Here is a 14980-nt window from a genome sequence, read left to right on the forward strand (position 1 = left end):
GCTAATAGTGCTAAATGTCATAAAATCGGATATGACAATTGTCACATTTTAAAAGCGCTTTCCTAAAATATGGTTGAAGGAAATTATTTTTTCGGCAATAATTACTATATAAGTAATATTCTGAATAGTGAATGAGATGATGGCATGAATTTAACTAAACTAAAAAAGCAGCACAACCCACATTCCCACCGCAAAACAAGTATCCTGCTTGCAAGCGAGTTGGTTCTTGCTGCTTTTTTTATTTTACTAGTGTATGTAACGTTTATCGTATATCCCAGTCAGGACGAGCAGGTCAAAATCGGTTCAACTTATATGACAATGAATAATAGTTTTTACCCCGTCTTAAACGAGCAAATTGCTAATTATGTCGAAGACCATCACGACCGCTTATATAATAGGGATCCAGCACTAATTGTGAATAAACAAGTTGAAGAACTGCATACTTTTATCCGGCAAAGAATGAATGCCATCATTATTAATCCGGTTGACGGCAACAGTAGAAAAATTCAAAATGCGCTGCGTTTAGCTAAGAAAAAAGGAATTAAAATTATTGTTGTTGACTCACAGATGAAATCGGATAAGTATGCTGATTGTACGATTCTATCCGACAATTATCATGCGGGACAATTGTGCGCACAGCATTTGCTGAAACGTAAAACTGCTGCTCGTATTTTGCTTTTGGAACATTATTCTGCTTATTCCGCCAATAATCGGATACAGGGCTTTACTGATACTATCAGAAAATCACCGAGAGCCGATCGTTTTCACATCGTGGGCAAAATTAATACCTACGGGCAGTCTGAAATAACTTTGCCACTAGTAGAAAAAGCACTCAAAAAAGGCCCCAAATTTGATACCATCATGGCATTGAATGACCAAGCAGCTGTTGGTGCCCTAGCTGCAATTGATGAGGTTAAGTTAAAACGACAAATAGATGTCTATAGCGTGGATGGTTCTGAAAACATGAAAAAACTTTTAGGCGTTAACCAAAATGCCATTGCCACAGCAGCTCAAACTCCTTTAAATATGGGTAAGACGGCTGTCAAAATAGCTTACAAGCTGATTGCGGGTAAAAAAGTGCCACGAACAATTATCTTACCGGTTTATTTAATTACAGATAAAAATATCAATCGTTATAACGTCTTAGGGTGGCAATAATGCCTAAATTCAAAGTTTTAATTTCTTTACGCAGAACAATGTTATGGCTCAATTTTTTTGCCATCTTATTTAACGCCACATTATTTATTTATGCCACGGATTATGTCATTAAAACATCGCAATCCTACCAATTTTTGGAATCATTACACCATATTCCTGATTCGCCCCGAGCAATTTTTGGAGAAAGCATCATCAGTTTCTTCGTTTTGGCAGTTGTAATGTCTTTTCACCACCACTATTCAGCTTTTAAACAGGACACAGAGTTAAACAACACCATAATCTTCGTAGAATTCATTTTAGCCATTTTTGTTTTTCTATCTCTACGACTGACATACAATGGTATTTTTTTGCTGATTTTTGTTGATTTTATTATTAGTAATCGCAACCAATATGATTTTCGCGACTATCTTGTATGGATGATGGTAGTAGTCTTTTTGCTATTTTTATTAGTGATTACAGATTATTCAATTCTGAGCCACTTCATGACTCTACCCGATTTGACCATTTACTTAAACTTCTTACCCTCTAACATTGGGCCCAAATTGTTAGTCTGGAAAAATTTTATTACCATCTTGAACTTGACGCTCTTTATCTTAATTTTAATTTATTTTGCTATTTACCAGTTAAACCAAGAAAATGACATCCAAAACAAGTTAGCTTTAGCTTCTAAAGCTAACTACGAGTTAAAAAACTATGCTGCTTTATCAGAATATATTGCTAAAGACCGTGAAAGAAAACGCATTGCTCGAGATATTCACGATTCAGTAGGTCACGCACTAACTGGGATCGCAGCAGGTATTGACGCTACCTTAGTATTAATTGATGTTGATAAGGATGCCACTAAAAAACAGTTGGTAAAAATTCAAACAGCAGTCAAAGAGGGAATTAAGGATGTCCGCAAAGCTCTTAACCGTATTCGTCCTGGAGCATTAAATAATTATACTTTACAAGAATCTCTGAAAAAGATGCTAAAGGAATATGCTGATATTTCCCGCATTAAAATTGATTTTTCTTACCATTGGGGCTCGGCAGATTTTGAAAAAACAACCGAAGACGTGGTTTTTCGAATAATTGAAGAATCAATTACTAATTCGCTCAGACATGGTCATGCAAGCCAGGTTTCTATTGCCTGCACTAAACCGGATCAAAAGACATACCAAATGGTAATTAAGGACAACGGCACGGGAGCCCAAAAAATTGTCCCCGGCTATGGGATTACGCAAATGAAAGAACGGGTAGCTATAATAAATGGAAAAATTAGTTTTGACGGCCAAAACGGTTTTACAATAGTAGTTGATATTCCAGCAGAGGGTGATATGTATGATTAAAATAATGATAGCTGACGATCAACAATTAATAAGAGACTCGTTAAAAATAATTCTTGATGCCAATCCCGACTTCACCGTTACAGATACCGTTGCTAATGGTCAGGAAGTATTGGCGAGTATTAAAAAGAAAAAGCCAGACATTATCCTAATGGATGTGCGGATGCCAGTCATGGATGGTACTGTTTGCACAAAATATGTCAAAGAAAAATATCCTAGTATTAAGGTAATAATCTTAACTACTTTTGATGACGATGATTTTATTTTCAGCGCCTTAAAATATGGTGCTTCAGGTTATTTGTTAAAAGGCGCTTCAACAAAGGAACTATATCAGGCAATTAAAACTGTGTATCACGGTGGAGCAATGATCAATCCTGATATTGCTGAAAAGGTCTTTCGCCTCTTTTCCAAAATGGCACAGGCCAACTATGCTATTCAAGTAAACGATAAAGATACTAAGAATTTTTCCCAACATGAATGGCGGGTAATCCAACAAGTAGGATTAGGCTTATCCAACAAAGAAATTGCAGCTAAACTCTTTTTATCAGAAGGAACTGTCCGGAACTACATTTCAAAAATTCTGGATAAGCTGCAACTACGCGACCGCACACAACTAGCAATTTGGGCTGTGCAAACTGGAGTCACGAGCGAAAATATTAAGGATGACAATGAAACGCAAAAATAAAATTATCATAATACTGGTTACACTTATCCTAGTCATCAGTGGCGCTTTTTATTGGCGCTACCGTGTGAAAGAAAACGAAAAGACGCTAACAATCGGTCTTTATACCAGTAGTAGCTGGAACGTACCCAACGGACACCAATATAAAGTAATTGATTATGCTATCCGCAAATTTAAGCAGGAACACCCCAACATCAAAATAAAGTATGAAAGTGGTATTCAACAAGATGATTACCGTAATTGGTTAAGTGAAAAAATCATTGAAAATAAAACCCCGGACCTGATAATTGTGCCTAACCGCGATTTTAATGCCCTGGCCAGTGAAGGCGCTTTTAAAAATCTATCCTCTTTCATGTGGCAAGATAACATCAAAAACTCAACTTTTTATGCCAGTACGCTTAAAGCAGGGCAATATGGTGGTCAGCAGCTGGCCTTGCCTTATGAAGCTAATCCCACACTAATGGTCATGAACAAAACGCTACTGCAGAAATTCAAAATCAAAACACCGAGTTATGACTGGACACCGCAGCAATTTTATAAACTGTGCCACCAAGTCACTTATTCCAATACCAAGAAAAAATACTATGGTGTAACGATGAATTACAATTGGCAAGACGCCCAATTTGCCTACGGTGCGCAAATATTTAATAAAAATGACGGCAAAGTTGAATTGACCTCAGATCGTTCCAGACGTGCTTTTGCTCTGATAGAAAACATTGTGAACGACCAGTCGACTTTTAACGTTACCTCCCAGTTATTTGACAAAGGACGTGTAGCCTTCATGCCGTTGGGGCTGGCCCAATACCGGACTTACACTTCTTATCCTTTCCATATCACCCGCAATAACAAATTTTTATGGAAGTGTACCAAAATGCCCGGTATGGAAGGAATTAAAGCGACTCCAATTGAGACCACCATGTTTGCAATCTCAAGTAAAGCCAAAAACACCAAGGGAGCTTGGGATTTCATGAAGTTACTATGCACTAATAAAAAAGTCCAAAGAGAAGTCATGAAGACCAATATGGGCTGCTCGGTTTTACCAGCAGTCGTAAAAAGCACACAAGCACAAAAAATCTTGGATGAAAAGGTGATTAACTTTCATAACCTAACTATTAAAAAGCTTGATTTAATTATGAAAGACGGTGCGGTTTTACCTAAATTCAAGGATTACAACGATAATCTGGAAAAGTTAGATTACAAAATACAAAATGCCCTCAAAGCCGGCAATTTAGAAACCCAACTATTCAATATCCAATTACAGGTTAATCAGAGTGAAACAAATTAAATAGCAAAAATGCACTTTCAGATTGTGAAAGTGCATTTTTATCTATTCAGAATAGTTAAAAATTAGCTCGTTTGACATACATGTTCTTGCCAATGATATAAAAGGCTTTATGCTTGAGTTTCACGCTGCCACCAAAAGTTACCAATTTTTTACCTTTCTTGAAGTAGTAACGTTTAATTCTTTGTCCTTTTTGATTGTAGACAAAAGCATTGTGGCGTAGTTGCCGTTTCCTGCCCGTCACATTAGTTGCCAGAATATACTTATCATTTGCTAAAACATAGTACTTCTTGCCTTTGACTTCTGTTACACCATACGTAGAAATCGTTGCCCCAGCATTTATTTTGAGAAAAGATTTTTTGCCATTGCTGTGATAAACCCAAGAATTATGCATCACAACCCTTTTTTGTACCTGCTTTTTCTTTGCTGAATTATCAGTTTCTTTATTTGTCTCAGGCTTATTAGTTACAGGGTTATTTACAGTAGGAGTTTCAGTGTTAATTACGTTATTTTCGCTACTAGTACTTCCACCAGATTCACTTGCTGCAGGCTTTTCTTCAAAGCCGATCAGGTCTTTGCCTACTTGACCATAGTTTATTTCGTATTGATTCTTCTTACTTTCATCTTGGGCATCTATTTGCACATCTTGCACATTGTTAACGCAAAAACGGGCTACAGTTGCCGCTTGACCATTCTCAAAGAAAATTTCAATGGCATTTTTATCAGTATAAACTGTGATTGTAAATTCAGCTGACCCTTTCAAGCCGGAGTCATTGATATAGCCCATGCCGCTTTCATAACCATTTTTATAATAACTAGCTGCGTTTCCTGATAATTCACTGCTTACGCCGTCAAGACGGTACTTGCCGGTTGCTGGATCAAAAATTAGAATGTTGTTGTCCTGTCCTTGATTAAGAACCAGTCTCACAGCTCCTTGATATGCACTTTGGTCTTTAGTTGAAAAGTGCAACACATACTTACTATTTGCTGGTTGCTTTTTTAAATTTAACAAACTGTAGTAGTCATCAGCAATCGGCTTTTGGCTGGCAACCTCTCCTACACTCTTTTGGACATTCTTTTCCTCTAGTCCTGTGGTTAAAGGCACACTAGTGATTGTCAGATCGTCATTTAAACTTATTTTTCTGGCTAAGGAATATGTTCCTATCCGCGTTGAATTTGGTAAAAAGCCTTCTTGATTCGCCTTAATCCCTGAATTGGTATAGTTCCAGTTGCCAATCCAACCCATTGAGATGAGTGAATCGTCCGCTTTTTCCAAGTCGTAATTGCCACTGAAGTTGGCACCATAATAATCAGTACCCTGGTCTAATCTTTTCGCTTCCGTTTCGGGGGTAAACATTCCCTTGTCGTCCAGGTGTCCAACTATATAATAAGTGCCAGTTGTCTGTTTCGCTTGTGGCGCTTTGGCACCGAAGAAAAGCACTTGTTTTGTTTCTCCGCCTGCCGTTTTCATGCTCCTTAAAGCGGGGCATTCGACAGGTGCTTCAAACGGCAGTCCTTTGAAAAAAGTACTGCTGGCAATTTTGCTGTCAGCCTGATTACCATTTGCGTTAGACCAGTTAAGACCATCATCAGACTGGTAAACGCCAATATTATCGCCTTCAGCTACGTACATAATGAGTTTATTGTGCCAATAAAAAACAGCAGGGTCTCTTTCATCTGACCTATTAATTGAAGTCCACGGCCAATAATGATCTAATATGATTTTTTTATCATTTAAAGGATGAGCAAAGGTCTTGCCTTTATCATCAGACCAAGCGGCCCAGATATTCTGCTGGTTATCTTTATTGCTTAAGCCTGAAAAGAATGCGACTTGAGCACCTTTGGGAATGCCCGCAATATTGCCTGCGTTAACAATGATTGAACCTGTCCAAGCACTACTCCAGGCATCACCTATATCACCTTTTAAATCCTTGATGGCGATAGTTGGCTGAGAAAAATGAATAAAGTCCTTTGTGGTTACGCGCTGCCAATTTTGCTGGGCACCAGCATCACCATTGACTACTTTTGCTGTATGTAAATAATAAATAACCCACTCTTTATTTTTATTATCATAAACTATTGTTTGCAAGTCATTAGACCAACCTTCATCCGTATCCAGATGATAGGAGCTCTCCCGCTCCGGTGATGTGTCGCTGGGATTGAGATATGTATAACCACCATCCGTGTAACCATTAGAAACATACTTGCCGTTTAACAAGGGATCTTGACCTTTCTGCTCAAAATCTTTTTGCTGTATAAGTACTGCTGGAACATCAATTTGAGCTGCTTTGGCATTTGTTGTACTTAACACTTTTAGACTTAAGCCTAAAAGTGTTGCCACAGTGATTTGAGTAATAAAACGATATTTACTGCACTTCATAGTTATCTCCTAAAAATTAAATTACATTTTTTAAAGCGCTTTCTAAGTCATGACAAGGTCATTATAACGGTAAAATAACAAGACTCAAAGATGATAAATGTCACTTTTTCATGATTATTAATTGCTCTTTGCCCTTAAAAAAGGTATCTAGCGTTTATACTAGATACCCTTTTAGTTAAGATATTGCAACAATTGTTTAATATCCGTTTCTTTTTTGGCATGTGGCATATTATCATTATTCAGAATTTCGATAATATGCTGCACTATTGAATACACCTTTATCATTTTTACTATCTCAGCTGCTGCTGTTACCCACTCAGATAATGGTCCTATACTCATAGTCATTTTCCTCCCGGCTATTATTATACCTTTAACAAATGGACAGCGAAGCACTTTTTAATACCCATTTTTATTCTAGATAGCAAATAAATATCTTAAACAACTTAAAAGCCCTAGAAAAATATTTTAATAAGGAAGAAATAGCAAGTTGGTTATACCTTAAAAGGCTGCTAAATTAGCGTTTTGTTAACGCAATTTAGCAGCCTTTTTAATTATATTAAAGCTTTAGACTAAAGAATCGACTTGTATTATAAAATCTTGAAATAAGTTAAGCCCACTACTACCACCATCATTGCAATAATTAACATTGCCGCATGTTTACCATTCGTCTTCTTTAAGATGTAGTAAACCAAAACAGTTACCAGTAGACTTAACAGACCTGGCATAATCTTATCAAACATTGTTTGCAAGCTAATGACATTGCCACCAACCTTGTTAGAGACATTAGAATGAACCACAATTTTTAATGGTGTTTTGACTTTGATAACTGTTGAAATCAAAGCGCCAACAACCATTAGTCCTACTACATTAGCCATTGTGGAAATACGCTGGATAACATCGTTTTGTTCATTATTATTTAAAAAATCAATGCCCTTCTTATAACCAAATGAGACGGCATAGTATCTTGCCCCCATGTTAATTACGTTATAGAGAATAAACATTAAAATCGGGCCAAAGATACTGCCACCAAAAGCAATTGAAGCACCAATACTACCAACGATTGGCAGCCAGGTAAATTTGATCAGACTATCGCCTAAACCAGCTAGTGGCCCCATCAATCCGGTTTTTAACGGGTTGATACCATCTTTCTCATCGGGAGTTGTTGTTTCCTCCATCGCAGCTGATAATCCTAAAATCACGGCATCGAAGTTAACGTGGGAATTATAGAAAACCAAATGCCGCTTCATAGCTTCTGATAAGTCTTTTTTATCAGGATAAATCTTTGCCAAAGCTGGTGCGATTGCCCGCATAAATCCTACACCTTGCAGTGTTTCATAGTTTAGGGTAATGCGCATTGTATTGAGTCGCATAAACATGCGCCAAATATCTCTATTGTTCAATTTATGTTCTGGCGCAGTTAATTTTTCTTCACTCATAGGTCATAGTCCTCCTCATCATCTTCTTCAGCGCTATTTGAATTGTCGACTTGAGTATTTGGTGAAACTTGCGCTTTAGCACTGGGCTCACGAGTTGCTCTTTCATATAAGAAGGCAAATACTAAGGCGATCAGTGTAATCGGTAAGATATCCAGCTTTAAATAGGACGATAACACAAAGCCTAAAATAATAAACATCCATAATTCACCTTTTTTAAGCATTGTCATCATTAATAATGCAATACCTACAGAAGGGATGATTGAACCTGCTGTGCTTAAACCATTAATGATAAATTTAGGCAGGTCATTTATTGCTTGTTGAATTGCGCCAGCACCAAATTGTAATGCCAAAAAAGTAGGAAATGCACAAGCAAAACCGTATAAAAATGCCGGTGGCCAAGTCAGCCAAAATGTACCTTTAACGTCAGCATTATCAGCTAGCCGTTTGGCCCAGCCGTTAAGAGAACAGTTAACTGTTTCAATTAAGACCAGCAATTGTTGTGCCAAAATTGATGTTGGAACAGCAAGTGTAATTGCAGTTGCCACCATTGTCGAAATATTGCCACTGGTATTACCCATTATTGCAAGTGAAGTGCTGATCATCGTACCGGTAATGATATCTGGAGCCATATAGGCACCAACGTCACCAATACCCATCCACATAACTTCAAGCGTTGCACCAATAATAAGTCCGGCTTGTAAATTACCTAAAATAATGCCCACGATTGGTGCTATTAACAAAGGACGCCTGAACATCTTTGTACTGACATTATCAATTCCTAAGAGAAAGGCCAAAGCCGTTAAGATAAAGACTTTCATTTCTGTAAAACCTCACTTAATTTGACGGCTCCATCTGTTGGAACCATTTGAATTTCTATATCTACTCCTAAGTCCAGCAACTTCTCCAATGCTTTCTTTTCTTCATCAGTTAAGAAAACAGCTTTCGTATATTGCTTACGCTCATCATTGCCGCGAATACCGCCAATATTTAATTTTGGTATTTGATAACCACTGTCAACAATCTTTTCCACCGTAAATGGAGAGGCAAACAAAAGCATAGTTCTCCTTGTTACCGGGTTGTGAGGAACAATTTTTAAAAATTTTTCAGTCGAAAAAATATGTAATTTAACATTGCGTGGAACGCTCATTTTTAAAACATTCGATTGAATCTTATCCTTAGCAACTTTATCATCAACAATGATTACCTGCTCAATTTGCTTAACATTAAGCCAAGTTGTTACCACTTGTCCATGAATTAAACGATCATCAATTCTACAAAATTCCACTGCCATCTTCGTCTTGCTCCTCTTCTTTAAATCTTTCTGAAATATTCTGAAATCCCATGTTGTAGGACTTCTCAAGTGATTCTGCTAGCTCAGCCAAGCTGCGATTACGATTTGTAAATAAATCTAACAGCATTGGCAAGTTCAACCCGCTTAACACCAAGATATTTTCTTTTTCTAAGCAAAAGGTACCACTGACATTTGACGGGGTGCCACCTAAAATGTCGCATATAATGATGGTGCCATTACTGGTGTCAAGCTCATCATACATTTGATTCATTTTTTCTTTTGCTTGATCCAGATTCAGATTTTCAGTCACAGCCAAATAAGCACAATTTTCTTGCTTGCCTACAATCATTTCTGCGCTCCGCAATGCTTCTTTTGCCAAATAGCCATGACTGGCTAAAATTACTGCAACTTCGGAATTGTTATTTGCCATTTTCATTCCCCTTTTCTAAGTAAAAATCTCTAGCACGGTTAATTTCAGCCATAGTTAATTTAAAATGTTGCTGAAAGTAGTTTTCGGGAGTACCAAAGAGCTCGTATATTTTATTGATTGACGCCTTAATGTAACTTTCACGCGTGTCAATCATAGCCATCAAATAATCAAGATATGATTTTTTCTGAACCAGTTTATGATACAAGTCATACTTTAACTGGTTTCTTTCTTTGCGAATAATCTTAGTCAGCATGTAATCGCGCACTATATCTTCTTCTTTGATGTTCAACAGCAGCAATATCAGCATTGAGCCAAAACCGGTTCTATCTTTGCCACCACGGCAATGATGGAGCAATGGCAAAGCTTCTCTGCGCACAACAGCTTTTAGCATTCTGCCATAAGACTTTTGCGCAATTGGAGAGGTTACCAAGTCTTCATAACTTTCAATGACGTTTTCGCCCCGATCGTTAATATACTTTTCTGGGACTTCTCCATTTTCTAAAGACTGAACCAATTTTTCATTTTCACCCTTTAAATCAACTACATTTGCGGCGGCTTCAGAAAAACTTGACTGTGGATCACAATTGAGAATTTCTAAAACCGTAGGTAAATATTTATTAGGATGAAACTGTCTTTCATGTGGTGAACGATAATCAACAATTGTCTGCAAGTTATAATTTGTTAATATTTGTTGATCGCTGTCATTAAGCTTTGATAACTGGTCTCCCCGAAACAAGATGCCCCATTTCAAAAAGCGTCCATCTTTAGCCTCATATCCGCCCATATCCCGAATATTAATTGCATTCTCAAGGGGAATAACACGTTCAGCAAAGATATTGGTTGCAAAGCCAGGCTCTGTGCTCTTGATGATGTAGTATTTTGGCAGGTCTTTACGCGCGATTTTGATTGTAAAATCACCGGTAGAACTTTCTGCTACAACATTTTGAATATGTTTAACTTCTGGCACATCACCCATTAAGAGTTGATAAGGACCACTGTTTTCATTTTGTAATTTAATAGTCAGCTGCTTGCCATCACGCTTCATATAAATATTTGGTAGAATGTATGGTTGCTTTTTCATTAGCTCTTGATACCCCTTTCATTACTGATAATACTACAAGAAAATAATTTTCGCAATTTTATTTTAAAGAAAATTATTTTCATTTTTGACAAAAAAGAGTACAATGAAAAAAAGCAAACCTATCCACTTACAATAAATTTTAAGGCTTTGTCAGGAGGAAATTATTTTGAATCCACTTATAGCAATTCAAAAAAACTATTTAAATTTTTCTAAGAACGAAAAAGTTATTGCCAATTACATTTTGCAAAACAGTCCAGAAATAAATAATATGAAAATTACAGAATTGGCTAACCGTACTTCGACTTCCATTTCTACTATTACCAGGTTTGTTAAAAAAATCGGCTGCAAAAGTTACTCCGATATGAAGGTTAACATTGGTCATCATTTAATTAATACTGTTCCTAAACAAAAAGATGACATTTTGAGTGAAGTTTTCACTTTTTATCAAACAGTTATTAAAAATACTCAACAAATGATCGATCAAAGTTTAATCAAGCAATTTATTTCGTTGTTAAAAAAGCAGGAACATATTATTGTAATTGGTTCAAGTAGTTCCGGGGTTTCTGCCGCTACACTGGGTTTGCGACTAATGCGCATGGGATTTGATGCCCAGAGCTTCAGCGATCCTAATTGGATGGAAATGCGTGCCAGTATTGCCAAAAGCAATGACCTGTTTTTAGCGGTATCAAATAGTGGTACAACCGATTGCATTGTTAAAACATTGACATCAGCACAAAAACACCATGCCAAAATTGTTTCGATTACCAGTTATCTCGAAAATCCGGTTGCCCAACTTAGTGACTTGATTTTTCACGTCTATAATCCGCGGTTTGCTAATAATGAAAAATTTATCAACTCACAATTCTCGAATATGTATCTAATTGATATTTTGACCTCATGTTTGCAAGAAGAAACTGCTTTACAAGAATCAATGCTTACCACGAGAAAAGCTGTGGGTGATATTTAACCAGAAAAAAGGACGTAATCATAAAAATTACGTCCTTTTATTATTCAGTTAATGACAGAACTACTTGCCAGCATCTGCTCTTGACTTGTAGACACCTTCAGAGGTATTGATGACTAGTTCCTCTCCTTCTTTGATAAAGTCAGGAACTTGCACAACCAAACCAGTTTCCATAGTAGCCGGTTTGCCAGAGCCAGTGACAGTTGCACCCTTAATCCCTGGTTCAGTATGAGTAACCTTCATGGTCACAGTTGCCGGCAACTCAACACCAAGCAATTTGTGGTCATTAGCAAATTCCAATTGCACTTCAATGTTAGGCATTAAGTAAAGCTTATCATCACCTAATTGATCGCTTGCTACTTCATATTGCTCATAAGTTTCTGTATCCATAAAGGTATAAATATCGCCTTCATTATAGAGATATTGGGCATTCTTCTTAGTAATTTCTACTAAATCAACCTTTTCGGTTGGACGCATAGTTTTATGAACAACAGCACCACTTTCCACATTACGCAAATCCATTTGCATAACAGTGTTGCCCTTTCCGGGTTTATGATGATTAGCTTTCAAAACCCGAATCAATTTGCCGTCTTGACTGAAAACCATACCTTTTTTTAAGTTAATTGCTTGCATTATTTTTTACTCCTTTAAATCTATTTATAAATTAATTGATAATTAGAGGAAACCACGCTGGAGGCAAAGCAAATTTTTTTATTAATAGTAAATAAATCTCATTCATAATGATTAGTATAGCAAAATTTAGTCTTTACCAACACCTTAAAATCAAGCATTTTTATTTTTAAAAAAGTTTGCGTTCTAGCTAGTAAAAAAGCAACTTACCACATTGATGCTGACTCTTTGTCTAACACTTGAGCACAAATAGACTTTGCTGCCGTTAAGCTGTTATATTTGCTTTAAATATATTTGGTCAATCACGTGTCCTGCCGTTTTATGCAAAATTAAACTTGCCCGTTGTTTAGTAGGGGCGATATATTCTCGTAAATTAACCAAATTTACCATTTGCCAAGTTTCTTGCGCAAACTGCAAAGCTGCATCCTTTGGACCATTTGCCATTTCATAATAAAAGTTATGTGGATTATCTTTGTTTAATTCCAGTAACCTGACAAAACGTTGCATAAACCATTTTTCAATCAGATCCTCAGGTGCATCAATATAAATAGAAAAATCAAAAAAATCACTGGTCACTATTTGACCATTGGTGGGCAGCTGTAGCGTATTAATACCCTCAATTATTAAAATGTCAGGTTGGCGCACATGTCCGTATTTCCCTGGTACTATATCGCTCAGTTCCTGTGAATAAAGCGGGTAGACAATATCTTTTTTCCCACTTAATACATCCTGCAAAAAATTGGTAAGCAAGTTCATGTTATAGCTTTCAGGAAAACCTTTGCGCTCAAGTAAATTACGCCTTTTTAATTCTTGATTTGAATAAATAAAACCATCCGTGGTCATCAAATGAACCTTTAAGTCAGGATAAGTACGGCTTAATAAGACCTTTAACAATCTGGCAGTAGTAGATTTACCCACCGCTACTGAACCGGAGATGCCAATAATAAAGGGCGCAGCAGCTACTTTTTGGTGCAAAAATTCACTTTGCTTTTGTTGTAAAGACAATTTTTCCTGGTAAATTAAAAAAAGGTATTTAACCAAACTGCTATAAATTTCTTGTACATCAGTTAAGTTAATAATATCCCCCACCGATTTTATCTGTGCCAGCTCCGTATCAGTGATTTTGACTGGTGCAGCAGTAGAAAAAGACTGCCATTGTTCCCTGTTAAACTGTAAATAGTTCTTCATCTTAATCTTCCTTAAGTTTTTGTTTTAATATATAAAGTAAATTAATACCACTCATCAAGTTAATTTGCTAGCTAAAAGAAAGGTGCTTTTATGAAAAAAATAATTCTCTTCGGTGACTCTTTATTTAACGGCTATCGTGCTGGGCGTGATACCAATGTGATAACCAGCGGTGTGCAGAAAAAACTTGGGGATAACGCGCAGATTATCAATTTATCTTTAAGTGGGGCAACAACTACTGCAGGAATACAGAGGTTAAATCTAATCCGTGAAGATGCAGATATAGTAGTGCTTGAATATGGCACAAATGACATGTCAAATAGTTGGGGCATCAGCAGCAGTAATTATGCTGCCAACCTTAATCACATGGTTCAAAATATTGGCGCTTCCCGCCTGATTATTACAGGTCCGTCTTATCAAGACCCTAATAACAAGGATATCATGCAATATTACACTCTTAAGGACATGGAAATTTACAATCAGATTGCTGCAGATTGTGCCTCTAAAAATAATATTCCTTTTATTAATTTGATTGCGCATTTTAGCCAATTGGCAAATCTATCTTCATATTATCAAGAAGATGGGCAGCACTTTACCGCTTTAGGTAACGAAATTTTAATTAATCTCGTAGCCGCAGCAATTAAACAAAAACTTGCACAATTATAGTGCAAGTTGTTTTGTTATAAATCTTTATACATCATGACATGCTTAATGTCAGCTTCTACAAAGGGCTCCCCTTTTGTTTTATAGCCTAAAAAGTCATAAAAGGGCTTGGCCTGCCATTGTGCATGGCAATAAAGCCGGTTAGCGCCTTGATTACGCAAATATTCATCAACTTGCGCCATCATTTTGGTCCCCAGCTTTTGACCACGGGCTGCTGCAGCAACAGCTACTCTGCCTAACATCCACTTGCCATTTTCTGGAAAAATACGACAAACAGCTAAAGCGGCAGTTTCTTCTTTATTTAGCAAATAAACTTGAATAGCATCTAGATCCTGATCATCAAGTTCCGGTACCGTGATCTTCTGTTCAGTTACAAACGTATCAATCCTTAAACGGGCAACACAAAACATTTCCCGCCCGGTCATTTGCGCAATTGGTTTGAAGGTAAATTTTTCAGTGTTAGTCATAGAATC

The 14980-nt window shown here is 36.9% G+C and carries 16 protein-coding genes; 6 read left to right on the forward strand and 10 right to left on the reverse strand.

Annotated features, from left to right (window positions below):
* The first annotated feature begins 144 nt into the window (after nt 1-144).
* The 4 genes from H3T47_RS00525 to H3T47_RS00540 are packed head-to-tail and all read left to right on the forward strand — an operon-like array spanning nt 145 to nt 4450.
* A complete protein-coding gene (locus H3T47_RS00525) occupies nt 145-1158 on the forward strand; it encodes a sugar ABC transporter substrate-binding protein (RefSeq protein ID WP_199282191.1) in 1014 nt (337 codons plus the stop codon).
* A complete protein-coding gene (locus H3T47_RS00530; RefSeq protein WP_199282192.1) occupies nt 1158-2486 on the forward strand; it encodes a sensor histidine kinase in 1329 nt (442 codons plus the stop codon). The genes H3T47_RS00525 and H3T47_RS00530 overlap by 1 nt, the downstream gene beginning before the upstream one ends.
* The gene (locus tag H3T47_RS00535; RefSeq protein ID WP_038521043.1) at nt 2479-3168 is read left to right on the forward strand and encodes a response regulator transcription factor; all 690 of its coding nucleotides are present in this window, start codon (nt 2479-2481) and stop codon (nt 3166-3168) included. Before H3T47_RS00530 ends, H3T47_RS00535 begins: the two co-directional genes overlap by 8 nt.
* Nucleotides 3146-4450: an ABC transporter substrate-binding protein gene (locus tag H3T47_RS00540; protein WP_199282193.1), complete on the forward strand. Its 1305-nt coding sequence runs from the start codon at nt 3146-3148 to the stop codon at nt 4448-4450. Before H3T47_RS00535 ends, H3T47_RS00540 begins: the two co-directional genes overlap by 23 nt.
* Nucleotides 4451-4505: 55 nt before the next feature.
* Here the strand turns inward: H3T47_RS00540 and H3T47_RS00545 are convergent, their stop codons facing one another.
* From H3T47_RS00545 to H3T47_RS00575, 7 genes are all read right to left on the reverse strand, one after another.
* Nucleotides 4506-6827: an SLAP domain-containing protein gene (locus H3T47_RS00545; protein WP_199282194.1), complete on the reverse strand. Its 2322-nt coding sequence runs from the start codon at nt 6825-6827 to the stop codon at nt 4506-4508.
* A 171-nt stretch (nt 6828-6998) separates the two neighbouring features.
* On the reverse strand, nt 6999-7166 hold the full coding sequence (locus H3T47_RS00550; protein ID WP_199282195.1) for a hypothetical protein: 168 nt from the start codon (nt 7164-7166) through the stop codon (nt 6999-7001).
* A 248-nt stretch (nt 7167-7414) separates the two neighbouring features.
* Nucleotides 7415-8263, reverse strand: coding sequence for a PTS system mannose/fructose/sorbose family transporter subunit IID (locus H3T47_RS00555; protein WP_046326663.1), 849 nt, complete (start codon nt 8261-8263; stop codon nt 7415-7417).
* The gene (locus H3T47_RS00560; protein WP_109917970.1) at nt 8260-9081 is read right to left on the reverse strand and encodes a PTS sugar transporter subunit IIC; all 822 of its coding nucleotides are present in this window, start codon (nt 9079-9081) and stop codon (nt 8260-8262) included. Before H3T47_RS00560 ends, H3T47_RS00555 begins: the two co-directional genes overlap by 4 nt.
* Complete coding sequence (locus H3T47_RS00565) at nt 9078-9554, reverse strand: PTS sugar transporter subunit IIB (RefSeq protein WP_038521026.1); 477 nt, start codon at nt 9552-9554, stop codon at nt 9078-9080. Before H3T47_RS00565 ends, H3T47_RS00560 begins: the two co-directional genes overlap by 4 nt.
* Nucleotides 9535-9984, reverse strand: coding sequence for a PTS sugar transporter subunit IIA (locus H3T47_RS00570; RefSeq protein ID WP_038521023.1), 450 nt, complete (start codon nt 9982-9984; stop codon nt 9535-9537). The genes H3T47_RS00565 and H3T47_RS00570 overlap by 20 nt, the downstream gene beginning before the upstream one ends.
* The gene (locus H3T47_RS00575; RefSeq protein ID WP_199282196.1) at nt 9974-11065 is read right to left on the reverse strand and encodes a tyrosine-protein phosphatase; all 1092 of its coding nucleotides are present in this window, start codon (nt 11063-11065) and stop codon (nt 9974-9976) included. Before H3T47_RS00575 ends, H3T47_RS00570 begins: the two co-directional genes overlap by 11 nt.
* 166 nt (nt 11066-11231) lie before the next feature.
* Between H3T47_RS00575 and H3T47_RS00580 the strand changes: the two genes are divergently transcribed.
* Nucleotides 11232-12032: a MurR/RpiR family transcriptional regulator gene (locus H3T47_RS00580; RefSeq protein WP_046326661.1), complete on the forward strand. Its 801-nt coding sequence runs from the start codon at nt 11232-11234 to the stop codon at nt 12030-12032.
* 60 nt (nt 12033-12092) lie between these two features.
* Here the strand turns inward: H3T47_RS00580 and efp are convergent, their stop codons facing one another.
* The gene (gene efp / locus H3T47_RS00585) at nt 12093-12665 is read right to left on the reverse strand and encodes an elongation factor P (RefSeq protein ID WP_187159485.1); all 573 of its coding nucleotides are present in this window, start codon (nt 12663-12665) and stop codon (nt 12093-12095) included.
* Between the two features lie 267 nt (nt 12666-12932).
* Nucleotides 12933-13847 (reverse strand): type I pantothenate kinase, encoded by a 915-nt coding sequence (gene coaA / locus H3T47_RS00590; RefSeq protein ID WP_199282197.1) that lies wholly within the window; start codon nt 13845-13847, stop codon nt 12933-12935.
* A 90-nt stretch (nt 13848-13937) separates the two neighbouring features.
* Between coaA and H3T47_RS00595 the strand changes: the two genes are divergently transcribed.
* Nucleotides 13938-14510 (forward strand): SGNH/GDSL hydrolase family protein, encoded by a 573-nt coding sequence (locus H3T47_RS00595; RefSeq protein WP_199282198.1) that lies wholly within the window; start codon nt 13938-13940, stop codon nt 14508-14510.
* Nucleotides 14511-14524: 14 nt separating this feature from the next.
* On the opposite strand, the gene H3T47_RS00600 is transcribed toward H3T47_RS00595, so the two are convergent.
* Nucleotides 14525-14974 (reverse strand): GNAT family N-acetyltransferase, encoded by a 450-nt coding sequence (locus H3T47_RS00600; RefSeq protein WP_109917964.1) that lies wholly within the window; start codon nt 14972-14974, stop codon nt 14525-14527.
* Nucleotides 14975-14980: the final 6 nt, after the last annotated feature.

It is taken from the genome of Lactobacillus sp. W8093, assembly GCF_016100925.1.
In the GTDB taxonomy this organism is placed as follows: Bacteria; Bacillota; Bacilli; order Lactobacillales; family Lactobacillaceae; genus Lactobacillus; species Lactobacillus helsingborgensis.